Raw genomic sequence first — 22668 nt, forward strand, 5'->3', positions numbered from 1 at the left:
GCATACGTTGAAGTAGCCGATCTCGCGTTCTTAGCATCGGCGTCGTCGCCGATGAAAAGGGAGAAACGCGATGGCGAAGTTGGTTGTTTTCGGAGGAACCGGATACGCGGGTGGGAAGATCGCCGCCGAGGCGCGCGGCCGCGGTCACGACGTCTTGGTGGTGTCCAGGACCGCCGAAGGTGAGGGCGTCAGGGCGGGCTCGCTCTACGACGAGGCCTTCTTGGCCGAGGTTGCCAAGGGCGCCGATGTCCTGGTCATCGCGGTCCACGGCCAGAGCGGCCTGCTCGACGCGGTGCCCTCGATCGCTCAGGTCGCGAAGGACAACGGCGCCCGGATCGGCGTTGTCGGCGGGGCGGGCAGCCTGAACGTGGCCGAGGGTGGGCCGCGCTTGATCGACACCCCCGAGTTCCCGGACGAGTACAAGGGTGAAGCGGGTGCGCACGCCGAGGTGCTCGAGGCGTTCCGGAAGCTTCCCGAGGACGTCGACTGGTTCTACCTCAGCCCGGCCGCGGAGTTCGGCGCGTGGGCCGAGGGCGAGCGGACCGGCGAGTTCCGGCTCGGCGGCGACGTGCTCCTGACCGACGAGAACGGCGGCTCGAAGATCAGCGGCGCCGATTACGCGATCGCGTTCGTCGACGAGATCGACAAGCCACAGCGCCGCCGTCAGCGTTTCTGCGTGGCCTACTGACCGGACAGCTCCCGCACGACCGGCGCGAACGATTCCAGCATCGGTTCGAACACCGTGATGTAGGAGAAGCCGTATCGTTCGCGACGCTCCTGGAGCTGCCGGACCATCTCTTCGGTGGTTCCGAACAGCAATTGAGGCGTTTCGAGCAGGACGTCGACTTCGAGGCTGTCCTGGTCCTTGAGCTCCTCTCGCCAGGACGCGGCGGCCGCGCGCCGGTCGTCCGTGACGACGACCCGCTGGACGAGCATGTTCAGTTCGGGATCGCGGCCATTCGCGTGTGAGCGGAAGAAAGCGACGCGTTCGTCCATGCGCTCGGCGTCGTCGAGCCGGAACGTGCCCGGCGGTTTCCCCGGTGCTTGACGAAGGCCCGCGAAGCCGGCGATGTCGGCTTCGCGGGCGGCGAGGGAGAGCACGCCGTCGCTGTTGCCCGCGAGGAGCAACGGCGGAGGAGTGATTCCTTCGCCGGCGAAGTGTTCACGCAGGTGGTCAAGGCTCTTGGTGAGGTACTCGATACGTTCCTTGGCCGGGCTCCACGGCAGGCCGGCCTCGTCGAATTCCGATTTCATATGGCCGGAGCCGAGTCCGAGATCCAGCCGGTCGCCCGTCATCTTCACCGTCGTGACGACCTCGCGGGCGAAGAGCGCGGCGTTGTAGAAGGCCATGTTGGAAACGAGAGTGCCGACGCGGGGCCGCTCGGTGACCGCGGCGGCCATGGTCAGCGCCGGGAAAGGCGCGTTCCGTCCCGGGCCGAGATGGTCGGGCACGGAGATGACGTCGTATCCGAGGGCCTCGACGCGGCGGCACTTCGCGACCCAGTCTTCACGGTTCCCGGCGCCCCACAGGTTCACGCCGAATTTGAATTTCCCCATGAACGGCAACCTAGCCACGCCGGGCGGCCGGGCGCGCGCCGTTTCGCGATGAGCCGAAAACGAAGCGAGGGACCTTTGCTCTCACTCTCCGGAAGAGAGCGGGAGCAAAGGTCCCTTGCTTCGCTGGGATCAGGCGTTGCCGTCGAAGAGGGACGTGACCGACCCGTCCTCGAAGACCTGCTGGATCGCCTGCGCCAGCAGCGGCGCGATGGACAGCACGGTCAGCCCCGGGAACCGCTTCTCCTCCGGGATCGGCAGCGTGTTGGTGACGATGACCTCGCGCGCCTTGCAGTTCGACAGCCGCTCGGTGGCGGGGTCGGACAGGATGCCGTGGGTCGAGGCGATGACGACGTCGGACGCGCCTTCGTCGAGCAGGGCCTCGGTGGCCTTCACGATCGTGCCGCCGGTGTCGATCATGTCGTCGATCAGCACGCACAGCTGACCGCGGACCTTGCCGACGACGCGGTTGGCGACGGCCTGGTTCGGCTTGTCGGGGTCGCGGGTCTTGTGGATGAAGGCGATCGGCCGGTCACCCAGCTGCGCCGCCCACTTCTCGGCGAGCCGCACGCGGCCGGAGTCCGGCGAGACGACGGTGATGTTCTCGTCCCGGTAGGTCTTGTTGATGTGCGCGGCCAGCACGTTCTGCGCGAGCAGGTGGTCGACGGGGCCGTCGAAGAAGCCCTGGATCTGCGCGGTGTGCAGGTCGACCGTCATGATCCGGTCGGCGCCCGCGGTCTTGAACAGGTCCGCGATCAGGCGCGCGGAGATCGGCTCGCGGCCCTTGTGCTTCTTGTCCTGCCGCGCGTACGGGTAGAACGGCATGATCACGGTGATCCGCTTGGCGCTCGCCCGCTTGAGGGCATCCACCATGATCAGCTGCTCCATCACCCACTCGTTGATGGGCGCGGGGTGGCTCTGGATCACGAACGCGTCGGTCCCGCGCACCGATTCGTTGAACCGGACGAAGATCTCCCCGTTGGCGAAATTGTGCGCGGTCTGCGGTACGACCGACACGTTGAGGTGCTTGGCCACCTCTTCCGCGAGTTCCGGGTGGGCGCGCCCGGAAAAGAGCATCAGGTTCTTCTTCGGTGTTCCGGACTTCGAGCTCATGCTGGCGACTCCCCGTCGTTTCCCTTGTTCGAATCGGACACGGCGGTGGTGTCCTGCTTCGCGGCGGAAGCTGCTTCCGCCGCGGGTGTGCCCGGCCTGCGCCGGGACACCCAGTCTTCGATGTTGCGCTGCGGCCCGGTGGACACGGCGAGCGCGCCCGGGGGCACGTCTTGCCTGATCACGGTGCCTGCCCCACTGTAGGCGCCGTCGCCGATGGTCACCGGGGCGACGAACGTGTTGTCCGCGCCGAGCCGCACATGGGAGCCGATCGTGGTGTGGTGCTTGTTCACGCCGTCGTAGTTCACGAAGACGCTGGAGCAGCCGATGTTGCTGTTCTCGCCGATGGTCGCGTCGCCGACGTAGGTCAGGTGCGGGACCTTCGTGCCGGCGCCGATGTCGGCGTTCTTCGTTTCGACGAAAGCGCCGAGTTTGCCCTTGGTCCCCAGCTTCGAGCCGGGACGCAGGTAGGTGAACGGGCCGACCTTCACGCCGTCGCCCAGTTCCGAATCGGAACCGTGGGTCCGCACCACCGACGCGCCCGCGCCGACGGAGACGTTCTCCAGGGTGCTGTCCGGGCCGATCTGCGCGCCCTCGCCGACCGACGTCGAACCCTTCAGCTGCACGCCGGGCTCGATGACAACGTCGCGCGACAGGGTCACGCCCGCGTCGATCCAGGTGCTCGCGGGGTCGACGACGGTGACACCCGCCCGCTGCCAGCCGCGGACGATCCGGCGGTTCAGTTCGGCGCCGAGGACCGACAGCTGAACGCGGTCGTTGACGCCTTCGGTCACCCACGGGTCGTCGATGACCAGCGCGCCGACGCCCTTGCCGTCGCCGCGGGCGATGCCGAGGACGTCGGTGAGGTAGAGCTCGCCCTGCGCGTTGTCCGTCGAAAGCCGCGAAAGCCCGTCGACGAGGACAGAAGCGTCGAAGGCGTAGACGCCGGAGTTGATTTCGGCGATTTCGTGCTGTTCGGGGGTGGCGTCCTTCTGTTCGACGATCGAGGTGACGACGCCGTTCTCGTCGCGGATGATCCGGCCGTATCCGGTCGGGTTCTCGACGACGGCGGTCAGCACGGTGACCGCGTTACCGGTGGTGGTGTGCTCGGCGACCAGGGAAGCGAGCGTTTCGGTGTCGAGCAGCGGGACGTCGCCGTAGCTGACGACGACGGTGCCGGTCAGCCCGGCGGGCAGCGCGGAGAGCGCGCACGAGACGGCGTGCCCGGTGCCCTTCTGCTCTTCCTGGACGGCCGTGACGACCTGGCGGCCGAGAGCCTCGCCGACCTTTTCCAGCCGGGCGCCGACCGAGTCGCGACCGTGGCCGACGACCACGACCAGGTGCTCGGGGTTCAGTCCCGCGGCGGCCCGCACCGCGTGCTCGACCAACGGACGGCCGGCGATCGGGTGCAGCACCTTCGGGGTGGACGAACGCATGCGGGTGCCCTCACCCGCGGCGAGGATCAACGTGCTCAGCGGGCCGGTCACGGCTCTCCCAACATTTCACCAACGGTGGTTGTCGGGCATTGATCCTACGTGGGCTGCTCGGCGTCCCACGCGGGGTCGGTCGGAGCATCCTCACCGGGCCATCCGGTCGCCGGGTCGATGGCCATCGAGTTCACCGACGAAACCTGGTTCCCGCCGCCGCGTTTCGCCTGGTACATGGCCGCGTCGGCGCGGGCGAGGACCTGCTCGGCCCGCTCCTGCGGGCGGAGCGAGACGAGGCCGACGGAGAGGGTGACGCCGTGCGAAAGATGGTGCGGCAGAGATGCGACGGCATTCACAGAACGACCCAGCGCCTGCTTCGCCGCCGACGCCGGAGCCCCAGGTAGAAGCACGATGAACTCGTCTCCGCCGTATCGGGCGACCACGTCGTCGCCGCGCAGGGCGTCGCGCAGCGTGCTCGCGATGACACGGAGAACGTTGTCGCCCTCGGCATGAGACTGCTTGTCGTTGACGTCCTTGAAGCCGTCGAGGTCGACCAGCGCCACCGCGAGCGGCTGGGCGTCGGCGGACGACGCCAGCGAACGCAGTTTTTCGTCGAGCGCGCGCCGGTTCGGCAGCCCGGTGAGCGGGTCCTGGAGGGCCTGCTGGGTGATCGCGCCGTGCTCGGCGGACAGGCGTTCGTGCTCGCGGCGCGCGTTGAGCGTGGCGATCTGCGATTCCCGCAGCGACCACATCTCCGTTTCCAGGATGGTCGCGTAGTCGATCAGCGACTGGCTCGCCCCGGACGCGTAGTCCGGGGTGGTGTCGAGCCTGGCGAGCTCGCGGGCGAGGTTCAGCCGCATCGACGGCAGCGAGCCGTCCTCGTTGTCTTCGCGGACCTCTTTGAGTACCTGCAGGGCGTCCTCGCGGCGGCCGTCGTTGTCCAGGCAGCGGGCCAGCGCGATGGCGATGATCTCGCGTTCGTGCGGGAACACCAGTTCCGGATGCAGCAGCGAGTTCAGCCGCTCGATATGCGACGAATCGGGCGACGCCAGCGCGGCGGCCGCGGCGAGCACGCCGACCTGGTCGATCGCGGGCACCCCCGCCTTGCGCGGGAAGAGCGACTCGGTGAACGGGCCTTCGGCGGCCTGGGCCATCGACGCCGCGGTGCGGAACTTGTCCGCGCCCTCGTCGTAGCGCTCGATGCGTTCGAGCCGGAGACCCCAGCCCAGCAGCATCTTGACCCGGTTGATCAGCTGGAGCGCGATCTCGTGCGGGCTCGCGCTGTCGCGGATCGCCTGCGCGGCGCGGGCGATGGCCTCCTCGGCCGCCTCGTAGACGCCCAGCTGGTTCAGTACCAGCCAGCAGTCGACCAGGGTCGTGGACAGCATCCGGTCCCAGTTGCGCCTGCCGACCTGGCGGTCCGGGACCGCGGAATCGTCGAGGATGGCCAGCGCCCTGGCGATCTCGGTGAGGGCGGCGTCCTCCTGTTTGGCGATCACCAGCCGACGGCCCCGCATGGCGTGCGCGTCGGCCCGCATCAGCGCGAGGCCGTGCCGCCTGGTGTGCGCGAGCATCTCGTCGAGCCGGGGCTCGGCTTCGGCGGCGAGGCCGCGGGTGACCAGCCTGGCCATCGCCGAGTAGCGCAGCAGCTGGGCGACCAGCAAGGGTTCGCCGCGGCGCTGTGTCTCGTCGAGGAGTTCGTCGAGGCTCGTGACGATGTCCAGCTGCTCGGCGAAGCTGACCCGTTGTATGGCCGCCCCGAGTTCGCGCGCGCGACCGTAAAGCCAGGCGTCGGACATCTCCGCAAGCGCCGGCCGCCTGCCACTGGTCGTCGCGTCCTCGGTCAGCCGCACACACCCCCACCGTTGAAAACGCCGCTGGTCATCTGTTCGTCTGCTCCGCCGCCAGGATTCGAACCTGAACTGTCAGAACCAAAATCTGAAGTGCTGCCGATTACACTACGGCGGATCGATCCTGGTCAGGATAGCCATGCCGGGGACCTCCGCGTGCGCCCGGGGGTTGCCTCACCTTCGCGGGCACTCCACAGCGGGCGAAACCTCCTGTACCGTAACTTACGGCATCGTAGGTAAGGTCACCCTTAGGGATACCCTCAAGGGCTGCTCGTAGAAAAGAAGTGACTGCATGACGGCTACCCTGGACCGTTCCCAGAAGCCCGCGAAGGGCCCCAAGCCGGTAATCGAAGGACATCGATCGAGTGGCGTTCAGCTTTCGGTCTACCTGGGGGTCATCTTCCCGCTCGCCGCGTTGCTCGCGGCCGTCCCGTTCGCCTGGGGCTGGGGACTGACCTGGGTCGACGTCGGCCTGTTCGTGGTCTTCTACGCGATCAGCGGGCTCGGCATCACCGTTTCGTACCACCGCTACTTCACGCACGGCTCGTTCAAGGCCAAGCCGTGGCTGCGCGTCGCGATGGCGATCGCCGGCAGCATGGCCGTCCAGGGCCCCGTGATCACCTGGGTCGCCGACCACCGGCGCCACCACGCCTTCTCCGACCGCGACGGCGACCCGCATTCGCCGTGGCTGTTCGGGACGACACCGGTCGCCATCGCCAAGGGTTTCTGGCACGCGCACATGGGCTGGCTGTTCGACCGCGACCAGACCAACGCGGAGCGGTTCGCGCCGGACCTGGTGAAGGATCCGGCCATCAAGAAGGTCGACGAGCTGTTCTGGCTGTGGAGCCTGCTCACCCTGGTGCTGCCCGCGATCCTGGGCGGACTGATCACCTGGTCGTTCTGGGGCGCGGTCACCGCGTTCTTCTGGGCCGGGCTGGTGCGCGTCTGCGTGCTGCACCACGTGACCTGGTCGGTCAACTCGGTCTGCCACATGATCGGTGAGCGCCCGTTCGCGGCCCGCGACAAATCGGCCAACTTCTGGCCGCTGGCGATCTTCTCCTTCGGCGAGTCGTGGCACAACCTGCACCACGCCGACCCGACCTCGGCGCGGCACGGTGTGCAGCGCGGTCAGATCGACATTTCCGCGCGGCTGATTTGGATCTTCGAGAAGTTCGGCTGGGCCTACGACGTGCGCTGGCCGACCCCGCAGCGCCTCGCGCGCATCGCCACTGAAAGCAAATAGCGAGGTCGCGTTAGTCTTCTGCGATGGCGGGGAGAAGGCGGACCAAACGTGAAGCGGTCACCGGGGCGCGTCCTGCCGCCCCGGTGGCCCGGGTGCGGATGACGGGGACCGAGCGCAGGCAGCAGCTGCTCAACGTCGCCAGGGCCCTGTTCGCGGAGAAGGGTTTCGAAGGCACGTCCATCGAGGAGATCGCGCACCGCGCGAATGTCTCCAAGCCGGTGGTCTACGAGCATTTCGGTGGCAAGGAAGGCATCTACGCCGTCGTCGTCGACCGCGAGACGCAGCTGCTGCTCGACCGGATGATCTCCACCCTCCACGGTGGACACCCGAGGGCGATGCTGGAGCAGGCGGCGATCGCGTTGCTCTCCTACGTCGAAGACTCGCACGACGGCTTCCGCATCCTGGTGCGGGATTCGCCGGTCGCGAGTTCGACGGGCACGTTCTCGACGGTGCTGAACGACATCGCCAGCCAGGTCGAGCACATCCTCGCGCAGCAGTTCGCCGCGCGGGGCTACGACGAGAAGCTGGCCGCGCTGTACGCGCAGGCGCTGGTCGGGATGGTCGCGCTCACCGGGCAGTGGTGGCTCGACGCCCGGAAGCCGAAGCGCGACGAGGTCGCCGCGCATCTGGTCAACCTCGCCTGGAACGGTCTGTCCAATTTGGAGCACAAGCCCAAATTGCGGCTGTACTGAGTCAGCGCAGGAGGCCGGTCTCCCGCAGGTGGCCGAAGATGATCTTGTCCACCGCGGAGACCCGGTCCTTGTCCTCGTAGCCGAGCCACGCGACCTCGTCGATTTCACTGCTGGCCGTGAGTGTTCCGCTGAATCCGGCCGTGTAGCAGGTCATCCGGACGAGGAGTCCCGTCGCGTGGCCGTCGGCCTGCGCTTCGAAGACCCCGGCGGGCTCGATGCTCGCAGGATCGATGTCGACGGTCAGCTCCTCACGGATTTCGCGGATCAAGGTCTCCGTGTCGGTTTCGCCGGATTCGCGTTTGCCGCCGGGCAGATAGAACACGGACTTGCCGCGTGAGCGAGTGCTCAGGATCCGGCCGTCCCGGACATGCAGCCAAGCGATCTTGTCGATCATGGTTCAGCCCAGCGCCGCGGCGGTCTCGGCGGTCGTGAGCACTTCGCCCAGCCGCGGGAACACCTTCGTGACCGCCGATTCGTGGGAGATCGCGGCGATACCCGCCATCGCGTCCGAAACGGCGATGGTCTCGTAATCGTGGTCGATCGCGGCCCGCAGCGTCGATTCGACGCCGTATTCCGTGGCGATCCCGGCGAGCACCAGTGTCTTCACGCCGAGTCCGCGCAGGAGTTCGTCGAGTCCGGTGCGGTAGAAGGCGCCGATCGTGTTCTTGGTGATCAAGTGCTCACCTTCGCGAGGCGTCAGCTCGGCGACCAGTTCGCTGCCGGGCGGCTGCTCCTCGACGCCCGGCCGGTGCGCGCGCACGTGGACGATCGGTGAGCCGGCCGCGCTGAAGGCCTCTCGCAACAAGACCGCGTTCGACACGACCTCGGTGCCTTCGATCGGGACGGTCTCCAGCGCGACGATACGGGTCTGGAGGTCGATCAGGACGAGCGCTGTCGTCGCCGGGTCGATCTTCGTCATGCGGTGAAGCCTAGTGTCCCTATCCTGGAGGTATGGGGAAGAACAGGGAAGTGGTGGTCACCGGCGGCGGAACCGGGATCGGGTACGCGGTCGCGGCGGCGTTCGCCGCGCGGGGTGACCGGGTGACGATCACCGGCCGTCGCGAACAGGTCCTCACCGAGGCCGCCGCGCTGCTCGGCGCGAACCCGGTCTCGTTCGACGCGGCCGATCCGGACGCGGTGGAACGGGCGCTGGCCGACTTGCCGGAGCGGGTCGACGTCCTGGTCAACAACGCGGGCGGGAACACCGATTTCCGGAACGGGCAGGCGGAAGACCTGAAAGCCTTCGCGGCGAACTGGCAGGCCAACCTCGACGCGAACGTGTTCAGCGCCGTGCTGGTCACCCGTGCCTTGCGGGAAAGGTTCGCCGACGGCGCGCGGATCGTCACCATCGGCTCCATCGCCGCGCGGACGGGAGCGGGCTCCTACGGTGCGGCCAAGGCCGCGCTGGAGGCGTGGAACGTCGATGTGGCAAGGGAATTCGGGCCGCGCGGGATCACCGCGAACATCGTCGCGCCCGGACTGGTCGGGGACACCGAGTTCTTCCAGGGCAAGCTTTCCGACGAACGCCGGAAGTGGCTGATCGGCAACACGCTGACCAAACGCGCCGGCGAACCCGCGGACGTCGCCGAAGTGGTGGCCTTCCTGGCGAGCCCGGAGGCCCGGCACGTCACCGGCCAGATCGTCCACGTCAACGGCGGCGCGCACCTCGGCCATTAGGCGCCGGGGGTGACCTTCAGCAGCTTGTCGTCCTCGCCTTCCGAAGTCGTGATGTAGAGCGAGCCGTCGGGCGCGCTTCGGACGGCGCGAAGCCTGCCGAACTTGTCGTCGAACTCGGGCGGCAGGGTCACTTCGGTGACCTTGCCCGCCTCGTCGAGGCGGAACAGCAGGAGTTTCTGGCCTTTCAGCGCGGTCACGGCCAGCGAGCCTTCGAGCGCGCCCCACTGCGATCCGGTGAGGAACTCCGCGCCGCAGATGGCCTCGGTTATCTCGCCGGTCGTCCACAAAGGACTGACGGCGTCCGGGAAACGCTGTTTGTCGGTCATCGGGACGCTTTCGTCGTAGCTGGTCTCGGTGCCACCCTTGGACGGGTCCCAGCCGTAGTTCTTGCCCGCGGTCTCCAGGTTGACCTCGTCGTCGATCGTCGGCCCGTGCTCGGCGGTGAACACCTGCCCCGTGCCAGGGCGGACCGTGACGCCCTGGACGTTGCGATGCCCGTAGGTGAACACGCGCTGCTCGTTCGGATTCGCCGACGAGATGAACGGGTTGTCCGGCAACGCGTTCCCGGTCTTCGCGTCGACGCGCAGCACCTTGCCGCCGAGACTCGTCCGGTCCTGCGGATGCTGCGGGCGCGCGGTGTCGCCGGTGCCGACGAGCAGCGCGCCGTCCGCGCCGAACGCGGGACGGCAGCCGGAGTGCCTGCCGCTGGGGTTCACCGGCAGCCCGGTGAGGAGGTCCTTGACCTTCGTGGCGCTCGCGCCGTCGTCCGACAGCCGCCAGGTGACCAGCCGGATGTCGACGGCGGTGTCACCCTCCTTGTGGGCCTGGCAGGTGATGAACTCGCGCGAAGTGGCGAAGTCCTTGCTGACCACCATCCCCATCAGGCCGCCTTCGCCGCGGACGTGGACGTCGGAGAAGTCGGCGGCGACGTCGCGTTTCGCGCCGCCCTCGATCAGGGCCAGCTTCCCGGGACGCTGGGTGACGAGGATTTTCCCGTCCGGGAGGAAACCGACGTCCCAGCCGTGTTCGAGCCCGGCCGCCACCTGCTCGACCTTCAACGCCGCCGCGGCGGGCTTCGAAGTGACCGGTGGCGCGCTCTGCACCGTCTCGCTCGAAGCCCCGGAACAGGCCGTGACCAGCAAGGACAACGATACGAACGCGACGACGGCGGAAGTGCGCATGTCCTCAGCATGCCACCGTGCTCAACCGCCCACTAGGGACGAACCGGTCAGGATCGCGGCCGTCTCGGCGTCGGCGGGCAGGAAAGTCTCCAGTTTCAATTCCGACACCGTCACGTCGGCCGCGGTCGCGAACGTCGTGATGGCCGTGATCAGCCGCAGCTCGCCCGCCGAGGTGGACAGGCGCATCGGCACGGCGAACCCGAGATGATCAGGGCCGGGCGGACCCGGCTCCGGAACGTAACCTTCGAGTTCGGCCAGCAACGCGGTGAGTTTCTCGTCAGGCGCGTGCGCGATCTCCTGCGTCAGCCGTTCCAGGATGTGCCGTGCCCAATCCGCGAGGTTCAGCACCCGAGGCGCCATCCCCTTCGGATGCAGCGCGAGCCGCAGGGTGTTGACCGGTTCTTCCAGCAGTTCGGGCGCCACATCCTCGAAGAGCAGGTCGAGCGCGTCGTTGCGGGCGACGAGCACGCCGTGGCGGTCGACGACGATGGCCGGATACGGCCGGTGCCCGTCGAGCAGACGCCGCATGCCGTCGAGGACCGGCTTCAACCCGGGATCGTCGAGTTTCGTTTCGGGGAAACCGGGGGCGTATCCGGCGGCGAGCAGCAGGCCGTTGCGCTCGCGGAGCGGGAGTTCGAGCGATTCGGCGACGCGCAGCACCAGGCCGCGGCCGGGGATCGACCGGCCGCCTTCCAGGAAACTCACATGCCGCTGGGTGGTCCCGGCCCGGAGCGCCAGTTCCAGCTGGGACAGCCGCCGGCGCTCGCGCCAGCCTTTCAGCGCGGGGCCGAATCCGGAAACCATGGTCGTCATCTTGGCCGAGCCGCCGTCGGCGCCGCCATTCCCTCGAAGGAATTGAGACGATTCCCCGCCGCGGCGATGCTCCCGGCATGAAATTCGGTCTGGTCGTCCCTACTTATCGGTCCATCCTCGACGCCGGGCGCACCGCGCCGGAAATGGTCGCGATCGCGGTCGAAGCCGAACGTCTCGGCTTCGATTCGGTCTGGGTCGGCGACACGCTCGCGAAGGCGCCCATCGATTCGTTGACGTTGCTCGGCGCGTTCGCCGCCAGAACCGAGCGGGTCACGATCGGCACGGCCGCGCTGCTTCCGGCGTTGCGGGATCCGCTGCTTTCCGCGAACGCGATCCTCTCGCTCGACCTGCTCAGCCAGGGCCGGATCACGCTCGGCGTCGGCGCGGGGTTCGCCGGCCGCAGCGAACCCGAGTTCGCCTTCACCCGCGTTCCGTGGGAACGCCGCCGCGCCCGGCTCGACGACATCGTCGCGCTGTGGCGGCACGTCTGGAGCGGGGAGAGCGGTCCGTTCCACGGCGAGGTGCTGCACTACGACACCCTTCCGGAGTACGCGGAACCGCACCGTCCGGGTGGTCCGCCGGTGTGGCTGGCCTCGTTCACCCCGGGCGCGCTCGAACGAGTGGGCCGGCTTTACGACGGCTGGCTGCCGTATCCGCCCGACGTCGCGGACTACGCCGACGGGCTCGCGAAGATCCGCGAAGCAGCCGTACGCCCCGTGACGCCCGCGTTGTTCGCGACGGTGCTCATCGAGGAGGACCCGGTGCGTGCCCGCGAGCGGCTGGAGGACTACGCACAGCGGAATTACGGCGTTCCGCTGGACTTCGTCGAGAAGATCCAAATGCAGATCGCGGGCAGCCCGGCGCGGGTCGCCGATCGGTTGCGCGAATACCAGGACGCGGGCGCCGAACACGTGCTGATCCGGATCGCGACGCAGGAACCGGCCGAGTTCGACGAACAGCTCCCGATGGTCGCCGGCGCCCTGCCCCGGTAATCGCGCGGCGGACTGTCGGTGCCCCCACGTAGGCTGGGACGGTGACAAACGCTCCATTGTCCGGACTCCTTCATTCCATCCTTCCCGATCCGGCCCTGCGCGGGGTCGTCGAGCGGGCCGGTGCCCCGGTGCTCGAGCTCCAGGGCGCGATCGCCACCCGCCAGCTGGTCGTGGGCGCCCTCGCCGCGGACGAGGGCGCCGGCCGTCCCGTGCTCGCGGTGACCGCGACCGGCCGCGAGGCCGACGAATTGACCGCTTCGCTGAAGTCCTTCCTCGGCGACGGCGCCGTCGCCGACTTCCCGTCCTGGGAGACGCTGCCGCACGAGCGGCTGTCGCCCCGGGCGGACACCGTCGGGCGGCGGCTGGAGGTGCTCCACCGGCTCGAGACGGGGGCCGACGACCTGCGCGTCGTCGTCGCGACCGTCCGCAGCCTCATCCAGCCGATGGCGCCGGGGCTCGGTTCGCTCGCGCCCATCGACCTGGTGGTCGGCGAGGAACAGAGTTTCGAAGGCCTGCTGGAGCGGCTGGTCGAGCTCGCGTACACGCGGGTGGACATGGTCGAGAAACGCGGCGAGTTCGCCGTGCGCGGCGGCATCCTCGACCTGTTCGGCCCGACGGCGCAGCATCCGGTGCGGGTCGAGTTCTGGGGCGACGAGGTCAGCGAGATCCGCGCGTTCGCGGTGTCGGATCAGCGGTCGCTGCCGGGGGAAATCCAGCATGTCAGCGCGCCGCCGTGCCGTGAGCTGCTGCTCACCGAGCCGGTGCGCGCGAAGGCGGCCGAGCTGGCGACGACGTACGAGGCGGACGCCCAGCTCACCGAGATGCTCACCAAGCTCTCCGGCGGTGTGCCCGTCGAGGGGATGGAGGCGCTCATCCCGGTGCTGTGCGAGGGCGAGCTGGAGCTGCTGACCGACGCGATGCCCGAGGGCACGCACGTGCTGCTGGCCGATCCGGAGAAGATCCGCGCCCGCGCGGCCGACCTGGTCCGCACCGGGCAGGAGTTCCTCGAAGCGTCCTGGACCACGGCCGCCGCGGGTGGTCAGGCGCCGATCGACCTCGGCGCGTCCGCGTACCGGGACCTCGCGGGGATCGCGAGGCACGCTCAGGAGACGAAGCGCCCTTGGTGGACGCTGACGCAGCTGGCCAGCGACGATCCCGACGTCTACCGCGTCTCGATCGAGGCCGCGCCGAACTACCGCGGCGAGGTCGAGCGCGCGACGACGGATCTGCGCGCGCACACGGCCGCGGGCGGGACGGCGGTGCTCGTCGTCGCCGGGCACGGCACGGCGGCCCGCGCCGTCGAGCAGCTGTCGGCGGGGGATGTGCCCGCGTCGCTCGCGGAAGGCATCACCGGTCCGCTCACCCCCGCCGTCGTGACGGTGACGTGCGGCGGCCTTTCGGACGGCTTCGTGTCGCCGGAGCGTGCGCTGGTCGTGCTGTCCGAATCGGATCTCACCGGCCGGGGCTCCGGCGCGGGGACGTCCACAAAGGACTTCAGCACCAAGATGCCGTCGCGGCGCCGCAACGCCGTCGATCCGCTCGCCCTCAAGACGGGCGACTACGTCGTCCACGACCAGCACGGCATCGGCCGGTTCGTGGAGATGGTGCAGCGCACCGTCGCCGGCGCGACCCGCGAGTACCTGCTGCTGGAGTACGCCTCCTCCAAACGCGGGCATCCGGGAGACCGGCTGTTCGTCCCGACCGACCAGCTCGACGAGGTCTCCCGCTACGTCGGTGGCGAGCTGCCGACACTGAACAAACTCGGCGGATCGGACTGGAAGAACACCAAGGCCAAGGCGAAGAAGGCGGTCAAGGAGATCGCCGCCGAGCTCGTGCAGCTCTACGCCGCGCGGCAGGCCGCCCCCGGGCACGCGTTCGCGCGGGACACCCCGTGGCAGGGCGAACTCGAGGACGCCTTCCCGTTCACCGAGACCAACGACCAGCTCGCCGCGATCGACGAGGTCAAGGCGGATATGGAACGCGGCGTCCCGATGGACCGCGTCATCTGCGGCGACGTCGGCTACGGCAAGACCGAGATCGCGGTGCGCGCGGCGTTCAAGGCGGTGCAGGACGGCAAGCAGGTCGCGGTGCTGGTGCCCACGACGCTGCTCGCGCAGCAGCACCTCAACACCTTCACCGAACGGATGAGTTCGTTCCCGGTGAAGATCAAGGGACTTTCGCGGTTCACCTCGAAGCCCGAGTCGGACGCGATCCTCGAACAGCTCGCTTCCGGCGATGTCGACATCGTGATCGGCACCCACCGCCTGTTGCAGACCGGGATCCGGTACAAGGACCTCGGCCTGGTGATCGTCGACGAGGAACAGCGGTTCGGCGTCGAGCACAAGGAGCACATCAAGGCGCTGCGGACGCACGTCGACGTGCTGACCATGTCGGCGACGCCGATCCCGCGGACACTGGAGATGTCGCTCGCCGGGATCCGTGAGATGTCCACCATCCTGACCCCGCCCGAGGACAGGCACCCGATCCTGACCTACGTCGGCGCGTACGACGACAAGCAGGTCGGCGCCGCGATCCGCCGCGAACTGCTGCGCGACGGCCAGGTCTTTTACGTGCACAACAGGGTTTCCTCGATCGAGAAGGCCGCGAAGCGCATTCGCGAGCTGGTGCCGGAGGCGCGCGTCGTCACCGCGCACGGACAGATGAACGAGGACAAACTCGAAAAGATCATCCAGGGTTTCTGGGAGAACGAGTACGACGTGCTCGTCTGCACCACGATCGTCGAAACCGGGCTGGACATCTCGAACGCCAACACCCTGCTGGTGGAACGCGGCGACCTGCTCGGCCTCGCGCAGTTGCACCAGTTGCGCGGCCGGGTCGGGCGCGGGCGTGAGCGCGGGTACGCGTACTTCCTGTACCCGCCGGAGGCCCCGCTCACCGAGACGGCGCACGACCGGCTGGCGACCATCGCGCAGAACACCGAACTGGGCGCGGGCATGGCCGTCGCGATGAAGGACCTGGAGATCCGCGGCGCGGGCAACATCCTCGGCGCGGAGCAGTCCGGGCACATCGCGGGCGTCGGTTTCGATCTGTACGTGCGGCTCGTCGGCGAAGCGGTCGACGCGTTCCGCCGTCACGCGGGCGCGGAGACCTCCGAAGAGGAGGAGCTCGCCGAGGTCCGCGTGGATCTCCCGGTGGACGCGCATATCCCGCACGACTACGTGCCGGGCGAGCGGCTGCGGCTGGAGGCGTACCGCAAGATCGCGGCCGCGCCGGACCAGGCCGGGCTCGACGCCGTCCGCGAGGAACTGGTCGACCGTTACGGCCAGCCGCCCGCCCCGGTGCGGAGGCTGCTCGCGGTCGCCGCGTTCCGGCACACCTGCCGCGCGGCCGGGGTCACCGAGGTCTCCGCGCAGGGCACGTCGATCCGGTTCGCGCCGCTGCCGCTGGCGGATTCGCAGATGGTGCGGCTGAAGCGCTTGTATCCCAAGGCTCTCTACAAGGCGGTGACGAACACGGTCTCCGTGCCGAAGCCGACGGAGGGCCCGGCGGGCGGGCGGTTGGGCGCCCCCGCGCTGCGAGACGAGGAACTGCTGGACTGGTGCGCGAAGCTGCTGACGAAACTGATGAAGTCGCCGGCGCCCGTCGCGTGATCGGAGGCGTAACTCGAGTGCGGGAAGGCGGAACTCGCGTGATCGGAGACGTAACTCGCGTGATGGGAAGCGGAACTCGCGTGCGGGGCCGAGCCCGAATCGCGACTTACGACCTGGTTCTCTCGCCGGGGCCGGTATGAGAGGGTAGGCCCTGTGATGCGGATCATGGGGCGCCGTCGCGCGCTGGTCGGGGTTCTTGCCGGTTCTCTCCTTCTCGCCGGATGCAACGCCGGACCCGGGCAGGTCGGCGCGGCGGTGATCGTCGACGGCAGGACCGTTTCGGTTGATCGCGTGCAGCAGCTCATCGACAAGGCCGTTCGTGAGCACCCGTACGGGCAGCAGCTCGCCAAGGAGCACAAACTCGACCTCGTCGGCCGCGAGATCGTCCGCCAGGAGATCCTGCACGACCTCACCAAGCGTGCCGCTCAGCGGGAAGGCATCGGGGTCGACGAATCCCTCGTGGTGAACGCGTTGCAGAACGATCCGCTGGCGAAGCCGATGGAGGCCAACCCGCAGGACGACCCCGAGCTCAGCGTCGAGCAGCTCGTGGCGCGGGTGCGGGACCACCGTGAGGCACTGGTCGACGCGGCCCTGCAGACCCAGCTCGCGATGAAGTACCTGGACAAGCTCACCGTCACGTTCGATTTCAGCTCGGTCTCCTCGACCGACGCCACCGGCGCCGACTCGGACCGGCTGCGCGAGCAGGCGATCGAGAAGGCCCGCCGCTTCGCCGCCTCGCCGAACGCGGCCGCCGAGCTGATCGCGCAGGACCAGCAGACCTCCGACACGCAGGCGGGCACCGGCCAGAAGCTGCCCGCCATGCAGTCGCCCGCGACCGCGGCCACCGTCCTGTTCGGTCTCGAACCCAACACCGTCGCCGCCTTCCAGCCGACACCGCAGCAGCCGCTCTGGGTCGTCGTCGTGATGCGTGAGCGGACCGCGGACAAGCCCGTCGCGTCGGATCAGGCCGCGCGGCCCACCCCTCAGCAGCTGGCCAAGGTCGGTGTCCGGCTCCTCCAGTCGTACCTCGGCCAGGTCGACCTCAAGGTGAACCCGCGCTACGGCGTGTGGGATGTTGTCGAGATGGACCTCGCGCCCAACGAAGCTTCGAAGAAGGGCATCGTGCTGCCTGTGCACGGTGCCGCCCCGCAAAACCCGTGACCGCTGCCGTCGTCGTGATCGCCCGCGGTGCGACACTGCCCGCCGCGGCACTCACGATCCTGCGGAGCAGCGGTGCCGTGTACGCGGCTTCCGATGTCGATCCCGAGGTGTTCGGGGTGCCCGCGCTCGGCGAGGCACAGGCGCGCGACCTCGTGCTCATCGCCGGTTCGCGAAGGGAACCGAAGGCCGCGGCGCTGATCAGGGCCGGAGCGCGGGTGATCGAAGCGCCCGTGCCGCCGTTGGTCGAGGCCGCTGAGGTGATGGACCGGCTCCGCTCGCCGGGTGGCTGCCCGTGGGACGCCGTCCAGACGCACGAGTCGCTGCGTCAATACCTGGTCGAGGAGACCTACGAACTGCTCGACGCGATCGAAGAGGGCGACCGCGTCGCCTTGCGCGAGGAACTCGGTGACGTCCTGCTCCAAGTGCTGTTCCACGCGCGCGTCGCGGTCGAGGACGCGGACGATCCGTTCGGGATCGACGAGGTCGCTTCCGAACTGGTCGCGAAACTCGTCGGACGCCATCCGCATGTCTTCGCCGACGCTCCCCGGGTCGAGACCGTCAGCGACCAGAACCTCAAATGGGAAGAACTGAAGCAGGCCGAGAAGAGCCGCCAGTCCATTGTGGATGGTGTCGCGCTCGGTCAGCCCGCCGTGGCCCTGGCCGGGAAGCTAGGCCAGCGCAGCGGCCGGGCCGGGATCCCGCTCGATCTGTTCCCCGGCGGTTCCGAAGCGGCCGCCCAGCTGTTCCGGGTGGCCGCGACCGCGCGCCGCGCGGGGATCGATCCCGAAGGCGAGCTCCGTGCCGTCGCGAAGCGGTTCGCCCGCGACATCCGGGACGCCGAGCAGGCCGCGCGTGACGCCGGCCTGGAACCGACGACGCTCGAGGCCGACGGCTGGCGCAAGTTCTGGCCGGGTCCCTGAGGGGTACGGGCCGGCGCTCACATCCGGCCGAGTGTGTCGCGAAAGCCACTTTCGCGTCGTCTGATGTCCCGAAAGTGGCTTTCGCGACATGGCCGCGCCGGACCGAGCCTCCACGGAGGCGCTGTGACACAGGCCACAATCGGGTGAGAACCGTTTCGGCGATCTCGGCGTCTTGNGCGAAAGCCACTTTCGCGTCGTCTGATGTCCCGAAAGTGGCTTTCGCGACATGGCCGCGCCGGACCGAGCCTCCACGGAGGCGCTGTGACACAGGCCACAATCGGGTGAGAACCGTTTCGGCGATCTCGGCGTCTTGCCGGATGTGAAAGGAACGGAACCGGACGAAGAGCAGCTCGTCCGCCGCACGGCCAAAGGTGACCGGTCGGCGTTCGAGGAGCTCTACCGCCGCACGTCGCCGTGGCTGGCCGTGCGCCTGCGCCGTCGCTGCGCCGACGAACAGATCGTCGCCGAGGTGATGCAGGAGACCTACCTCGCGGTCTGGCGCGCGGCGGGCGCGTTCGCCGGTTCCGCCGTCGGCGGGAGCGCCGTGGGCTGGCTGTGGACGATCGCCGCGCGCCGGCTGGTGGACGCCTTCCGCCGCCGGGCGCGGCACGCCCAGCCGCTGCCGGTCGCGGAAACCACCGTCGCGCCCGCCGCCGAGGAAGAGGCGCTGGCCGGTGCGGTCGGCGACCACGTCGGCGACGCGTTGCGCCGTCTCGCTCCCGAACTCCGTCAGGTCCTGCAGGCGATGGTGCTCGACGGGCTGACCGTCCGGGAGACCGCGGTCCTGCTCGGCCTGCCGGAAGGAACCGTCAAAACCCGCGCCAGGCGGGCTCGGATCGCGATGCGGGAGGCGCTGTCGTGAACAAGGAACACGTGTCCGATCAGCTCCTCGCCGGTTACGTCCGCGGGGACGACGGCTTGGCCGGTGACGAGGTCTGGGCGGTCGAGGCCCATCTCGAAAAGTGCGCGGTATGCCGGGGGAGACTGTCCGCGCTCAGCCTTCCGACGGTGTCCGCATTGGTGGGCGACGTCTGGGCAGGGCTAGGGCCGAAGCTCGCCGAAGCGGGACCGAGCCCGATGCGGAGCCGGTGGGCCGGACGGCTGTACAGCTGGGTGACGCCGGTGATGCTGCCGTGGCTCGTGATGATCGTCCTGATCCCGGCACTGGGTTTCCTGCTGGATTCGCTGGGGTTCACCGAGTCGAAGGGCTACTCGTTCGTCCAGCTCTTCTCGCCGGTGCTGCCCGTGCTCGGGGTCGCGGTGTCGTGGGCGAAGGGGCTCGATCCCGCATACGAACTGGTCACTTCGACGCCGAGGGCCGGGCTCTACCTCCTGCTGCGCCGGACGACGGCGGTCCTCGCGGTCGTCTTGCCGGTCCAGGGTCTTTCGAGCTGGCTCGCCGGCGGCGGATTCGGGCTCGGTCTCCTGCCGAGCCTGGCCTTCACCACCGGGACGCTCGCGCTCGGCGGTGTGATCGGAGTGACGCGGGCGGCCTACGTCCTCACCGGGGTCTGGATGGCGGTGATCCTGGCGCCCGCGGTGGCTTCGCAAGGGCGCGCCACCGCGCTCGAACCCCGGCTGCTCCCGGTGTGGGGCGCGATCTTCGCGCTGACCGCGGTCGTGGTGGTGCTCCGGCGGAGCGTCTTCGGCCTGCTCACCGGATCCGAACGATGAACGAAGGGGAGGACATGATGCGTGCTGTCGGGGCCGCGGAGGTCGCACCGACGACCTACGCGTGGCAGATCAAGGCGGAGGGGCTGAAGGTCCGGGTCGGCAAACGCAAGTTCGCCGTGAACGGGCTCGACCTGGAACTGGGCACGGGGGTGCACGGTCTGCTCGGCCCCAACGGGGCGGGGAAGACCACGCTGATCCGGGCACTGGCGACGGTGCTCCGGCCGGCGGAGGGAGGGCTGACGCTGCTCGGTGAATCCGTCGGGGGATTCACCGATCAGCGCAGCCTGCGCCGCCGTATCGGCTACCTGCCGCAGAACTTCGGTTTCTACAAGCGGTTCACCGTCCGCGAGTTCGTCGAGTACATCGCGTGGCTGAAGGAGATGTCCAAAGAGGACATCCCGGCCGCGGTGCAGCGGTCGATCGAACGGGTCGGCCTCGCCGATCGCGCGGACGACCGGATGAAGACGCTGTCCGGCGGCATGGTGCGGCGGGTCGGGATCGCGCAGGCGATCGTGAACGATCCGGACGTCCTCCTGCTCGACGAGCCGACCGCCGGGCTCGACCCGGCACAACGCGTGCGATTCCGGGACCTCCTCCAGGAGATCGGCCGTGACGCCTGTGTCGTCGTCTCGACGCACCTCGTCGAGGACGTCGCGACGGCCTGCACCGACGTCGTCCTGTTCGAAAACGGAAAACTCGTCTTCCAGGGCACGCCGGACGAGCTGGCCGCGGCCGGGAGCGAGGAGTACGTCGGCGACAGCCCGATCGAGCGCGGCTACTCGGCGCTGCTCGGGCACGAGCCGGGGAAGGGGAACTGGTGAACACGCGCGTCCTGCGGACCGAACTCCGCCGTTCCATCGCCCCTTGGGCCACGCTCGCGATCGTCGTCGTCGCGTTCGGCTTCCTGTATTCGTTCAGCGGTCCGTGGTCGAAGGCGCCGCTCGCCTGGGACGAGAACTGGGTGCCCGCCGCGAGGTGGAGCCGGTTCCTGCTGGTCTTCCTGGTGCCGATCGCGATCGGTGCCGGGGTCATCCAGGGCATGCGGGACAGCCGGTCCGGGATGGCCGAGCTCCTCACCACGATGCCGCGGCCCGGCTGGCACCGCGCCGCGAAGCTCGCCGGCGCGCTGGGCGGCCTGCTGGTGCTGGGCTATCTGCTGATCTTCGCCGTCGGCGCCGTGCAAGTGATATTCAGCGGTGCGTTCTTCACCCTCGGCTGGCTGCCGATCGTCGTGGTCGGCGGGCTCGCGATGCTCGCGGGAGCCTGGATCGGGTTGGGGATCGGCCGGTTGCTGCCGCATCCGCTGACCGCGCCCGCGGTGGCCGTCGCCGCTTTCGTGATCATCCTCGTGATGCAGATCGGCGGGTCGCAGGGCAGCGTGCTCGTGGGCGCTGTTCCGGCATGGGCCTCTTCGCTCTCTCCCGCGATGGACGTCACCAACGATCCGTTCATCACCACCGCGAGCCGGGTGGATCTCGGCCAGGGGGTCTGGCTCGCCGGGCTGGCCGCGACCGGATTCCTCTTGCTGGCGGCCCGCTCCAAGCGCTCGAAGGCGCTCTCCGTCGTTCCCGCGATGGTGGCGGTCGCGGTCGCGCTGCCCATCCTGCCCTCGACCTACGCCGAGGCCGAGACCGTCGACCCTCGCGCGACGGCGATGATCTGCGACGGCCCGGTCTGCGTTCCTCGCATGCTCGAACGCGACCTCGCCCGTATCGCCGGACCTGGCAAAGAAGCGCTGCGGCTCTTGGGAACACTGCCGGACGCGCCGGTCAGGGTCGCGGCTTTGAACCGGTGGCTGGACTACGACGAGATGCCACCGCGCGCCGCCGACACCGTCTACGTGGACCTGGTGGATTGGTCCGTCCGTTCGGTCCTGAATTCGGACGACATGACGCGGACGCTGGTCGCCGGCGCCGGGACGCCGTCCTGTTACACCCTCCACGGTGGCGACAGGTCGTTCATGGACGAACTCACCGCGAGGTCGATCACGTCGAGCTGGTTCCTCGGTGAATGGCAAATGCTCAGCGGCTCGTGGCTGAGCGAAGAGACGAAGAACGAGGTCCTCCGCGATTGGGAGACCTTCCGTGCCCTTCCGCCCGATGTGCAGCGAGAGCGGATCATCGCGCAGCGGCAGGCGGGCCTGACCTGCCAGGGCAACCAGCTCGGCATCCTCCTCGGTGGCGCCCGATGAGGTGGGCGGTGCTGTACGCGCGTTCGCGCGCCATGCCCGCGTCGTTCGCGGCGCTGGCGGCGAGCATGGTGCTGATCTGGTTCCTGGCGCGGGACCGCTGGTCGGAGATCCCGGTTTCCCTGGCGCTCCTGGTCGCGATCGCGGTGACCGCCATCGGCCTCGGCGGGCAGGACGTCGACCTCGACCGGACCGCCGCGATCCGCTGGGCGCCTCGCCGCGTCGCGCATCTCCTGCTGATCGGAGGCCTCGCCATCGGTGCCGTACTGCTGCCGCGGCTGTGGGAAGCGGAGCGGGTTCCGGTGGAGATCATCGTGCGGAACGCGAGTGGCCTGCTCGGTCTCGCCGGGCTCGCCGCCGTGCTGTTCGGCGGCGCCTTCGGGTGGACGTTGCCGCTGGCCGGGTTCGCGGTCGCGTTCGTGGTCTGGGCCACCACTTCGAGTACGGAGAGCGCGCAGCTGGTGATCACTTGGCCCTTCCAGCCCGCCGGAGTCGCCGAAGCCACGTGGACCGCCGTGGTGCTCGCCCTGGCCGGTTTGGTGACCTACGCGGTCTACGGTGCCCGTCGCTGACCG

General features: G+C 69.0%; 21 protein-coding genes and 1 tRNA gene. 13 read left to right on the plus strand and 9 right to left on the minus strand.

Annotated elements, in window-relative coordinates:
* Nucleotides 1–70: 70 nt before the first annotated feature.
* The gene (locus ACXIZN_RS39145; RefSeq protein WP_457959812.1) at nucleotides 71–688 is read left to right on the plus strand and encodes an NAD(P)-dependent oxidoreductase; all 618 of its coding nucleotides are present in this window, start codon (nucleotides 71–73) and stop codon (nucleotides 686–688) included.
* Here the strand turns inward: ACXIZN_RS39145 and ACXIZN_RS39150 are convergent.
* From ACXIZN_RS39150 to ACXIZN_RS39170, 5 genes are all read right to left on the minus strand, one after another.
* Nucleotides 682–1557 (minus strand): TIGR03621 family F420-dependent LLM class oxidoreductase, encoded by an 876-nt coding sequence (locus ACXIZN_RS39150; protein ID WP_457959813.1) that lies wholly within the window; start codon nucleotides 1555–1557, stop codon nucleotides 682–684. The genes ACXIZN_RS39145 and ACXIZN_RS39150 overlap by 7 nt on opposite strands.
* 129 nt (nucleotides 1558–1686) lie before the next feature.
* Nucleotides 1687–2667, minus strand: coding sequence for a ribose-phosphate diphosphokinase (locus tag ACXIZN_RS39155; RefSeq protein WP_007028782.1), 981 nt, complete (start codon nucleotides 2665–2667; stop codon nucleotides 1687–1689).
* Nucleotides 2664–4151 (minus strand): bifunctional UDP-N-acetylglucosamine diphosphorylase/glucosamine-1-phosphate N-acetyltransferase GlmU, encoded by a 1488-nt coding sequence (gene glmU / locus ACXIZN_RS39160; RefSeq protein ID WP_457959814.1) that lies wholly within the window; start codon nucleotides 4149–4151, stop codon nucleotides 2664–2666. Before glmU ends, ACXIZN_RS39155 begins: the two co-directional genes overlap by 4 nt.
* A gap of 44 nt (nucleotides 4152–4195) precedes the next feature.
* Complete coding sequence (locus ACXIZN_RS39165) at nucleotides 4196–5944, minus strand: GGDEF domain-containing protein (RefSeq protein ID WP_126736467.1); 1749 nt, start codon at nucleotides 5942–5944, stop codon at nucleotides 4196–4198.
* A 43-nt stretch (nucleotides 5945–5987) separates the two neighbouring features.
* Nucleotides 5988–6059, minus strand: a tRNA-Gln gene (locus tag ACXIZN_RS39170).
* A 174-nt stretch (nucleotides 6060–6233) separates the two neighbouring features.
* On the opposite strand from ACXIZN_RS39170, the gene ACXIZN_RS39175 reads away from it, so the two are divergent.
* Together ACXIZN_RS39175 and ACXIZN_RS39180 are read left to right on the plus strand one after the other, a co-directional pair.
* Nucleotides 6234–7184: an acyl-CoA desaturase gene (locus tag ACXIZN_RS39175; protein WP_034305599.1), complete on the plus strand. Its 951-nt coding sequence runs from the start codon at nucleotides 6234–6236 to the stop codon at nucleotides 7182–7184.
* A gap of 98 nt (nucleotides 7185–7282) precedes the next feature.
* Complete coding sequence (locus ACXIZN_RS39180) at nucleotides 7283–7876, plus strand: TetR/AcrR family transcriptional regulator (protein ID WP_034305955.1); 594 nt, start codon at nucleotides 7283–7285, stop codon at nucleotides 7874–7876.
* Between the two features lies 1 nt (nucleotide 7877).
* Here ACXIZN_RS39180 and ACXIZN_RS39185 read toward each other — a convergent pair whose 3' ends face one another.
* The gene (locus ACXIZN_RS39185) at nucleotides 7878–8270 is read right to left on the minus strand and encodes an NUDIX hydrolase (protein ID WP_457959815.1); all 393 of its coding nucleotides are present in this window, start codon (nucleotides 8268–8270) and stop codon (nucleotides 7878–7880) included.
* Nucleotides 8271–8273: 3 nt separating this feature from the next.
* Nucleotides 8274–8795 (minus strand): isochorismatase family protein, encoded by a 522-nt coding sequence (locus ACXIZN_RS39190; RefSeq protein WP_457959816.1) that lies wholly within the window; start codon nucleotides 8793–8795, stop codon nucleotides 8274–8276.
* A gap of 32 nt (nucleotides 8796–8827) precedes the next feature.
* On the opposite strand from ACXIZN_RS39190, the gene ACXIZN_RS39195 reads away from it, so the two are divergent.
* Entirely contained in the window at nucleotides 8828–9553 is a 726-nt protein-coding gene (locus ACXIZN_RS39195) for an SDR family NAD(P)-dependent oxidoreductase (protein WP_457959817.1), read from the plus strand.
* Here ACXIZN_RS39195 and ACXIZN_RS39200 read toward each other — a convergent pair.
* Together ACXIZN_RS39200 and ACXIZN_RS39205 are read right to left on the minus strand one after the other, a co-directional pair.
* Entirely contained in the window at nucleotides 9550–10734 is a 1185-nt protein-coding gene (locus ACXIZN_RS39200) for a PQQ-dependent sugar dehydrogenase (protein WP_457959818.1), read from the minus strand. The two genes, ACXIZN_RS39195 and ACXIZN_RS39200, sit on opposite strands and share 4 nt — an antisense overlap.
* Nucleotides 10735–10755: 21 nt before the next feature.
* A complete protein-coding gene (locus ACXIZN_RS39205; RefSeq protein WP_457959819.1) occupies nucleotides 10756–11538 on the minus strand; it encodes an MmyB family transcriptional regulator in 783 nt (260 codons plus the stop codon).
* An 86-nt stretch (nucleotides 11539–11624) separates the two neighbouring features.
* Here ACXIZN_RS39205 and ACXIZN_RS39210 point away from each other — a divergent pair, with 86 nt between their 5' ends.
* From ACXIZN_RS39210 to ACXIZN_RS39250, 9 genes are all read left to right on the plus strand, one after another.
* On the plus strand, nucleotides 11625–12539 hold the full coding sequence (locus tag ACXIZN_RS39210) for an LLM class flavin-dependent oxidoreductase (protein WP_457959820.1): 915 nt from the start codon (nucleotides 11625–11627) through the stop codon (nucleotides 12537–12539).
* 56 nt (nucleotides 12540–12595) lie between these two features.
* Nucleotides 12596–16150 (plus strand): transcription-repair coupling factor, encoded by a 3555-nt coding sequence (mfd, locus tag ACXIZN_RS39215; RefSeq protein WP_457960711.1) that lies wholly within the window; start codon nucleotides 12596–12598, stop codon nucleotides 16148–16150.
* A 156-nt stretch (nucleotides 16151–16306) separates the two neighbouring features.
* The gene (locus ACXIZN_RS39220) at nucleotides 16307–17311 is read left to right on the plus strand and encodes a hypothetical protein (RefSeq protein WP_257484341.1); all 1005 of its coding nucleotides are present in this window, start codon (nucleotides 16307–16309) and stop codon (nucleotides 17309–17311) included.
* Nucleotides 17308–18231 (plus strand): MazG family protein, encoded by a 924-nt coding sequence (locus ACXIZN_RS39225; RefSeq protein ID WP_457959821.1) that lies wholly within the window; start codon nucleotides 17308–17310, stop codon nucleotides 18229–18231. The genes ACXIZN_RS39220 and ACXIZN_RS39225 overlap by 4 nt, the downstream gene beginning before the upstream one ends.
* Before the next feature lie 319 nt (nucleotides 18232–18550).
* On the plus strand, nucleotides 18551–19093 hold the full coding sequence (locus tag ACXIZN_RS39230) for an RNA polymerase sigma factor (protein ID WP_457959822.1): 543 nt from the start codon (nucleotides 18551–18553) through the stop codon (nucleotides 19091–19093).
* Nucleotides 19090–19905: a zf-HC2 domain-containing protein gene (locus ACXIZN_RS39235; RefSeq protein ID WP_457959823.1), complete on the plus strand. Its 816-nt coding sequence runs from the start codon at nucleotides 19090–19092 to the stop codon at nucleotides 19903–19905. Before ACXIZN_RS39230 ends, ACXIZN_RS39235 begins: the two co-directional genes overlap by 4 nt.
* Before the next feature lie 17 nt (nucleotides 19906–19922).
* Entirely contained in the window at nucleotides 19923–20726 is an 804-nt protein-coding gene (locus ACXIZN_RS39240) for an ABC transporter ATP-binding protein (protein WP_457960712.1), read from the plus strand.
* Complete coding sequence (locus ACXIZN_RS39245) at nucleotides 20723–22096, plus strand: hypothetical protein (protein WP_457959824.1); 1374 nt, start codon at nucleotides 20723–20725, stop codon at nucleotides 22094–22096. The genes ACXIZN_RS39240 and ACXIZN_RS39245 overlap by 4 nt, the downstream gene beginning before the upstream one ends.
* 8 nt (nucleotides 22097–22104) lie before the next feature.
* Nucleotides 22105–22665, plus strand: coding sequence for a hypothetical protein (locus ACXIZN_RS39250; RefSeq protein WP_457960713.1), 561 nt, complete (start codon nucleotides 22105–22107; stop codon nucleotides 22663–22665).
* Nucleotides 22666–22668 lie beyond the last annotated feature (3 nt).

The sequence above is a fragment of the Amycolatopsis sp. TRM77291 genome, assembly GCF_054166285.1.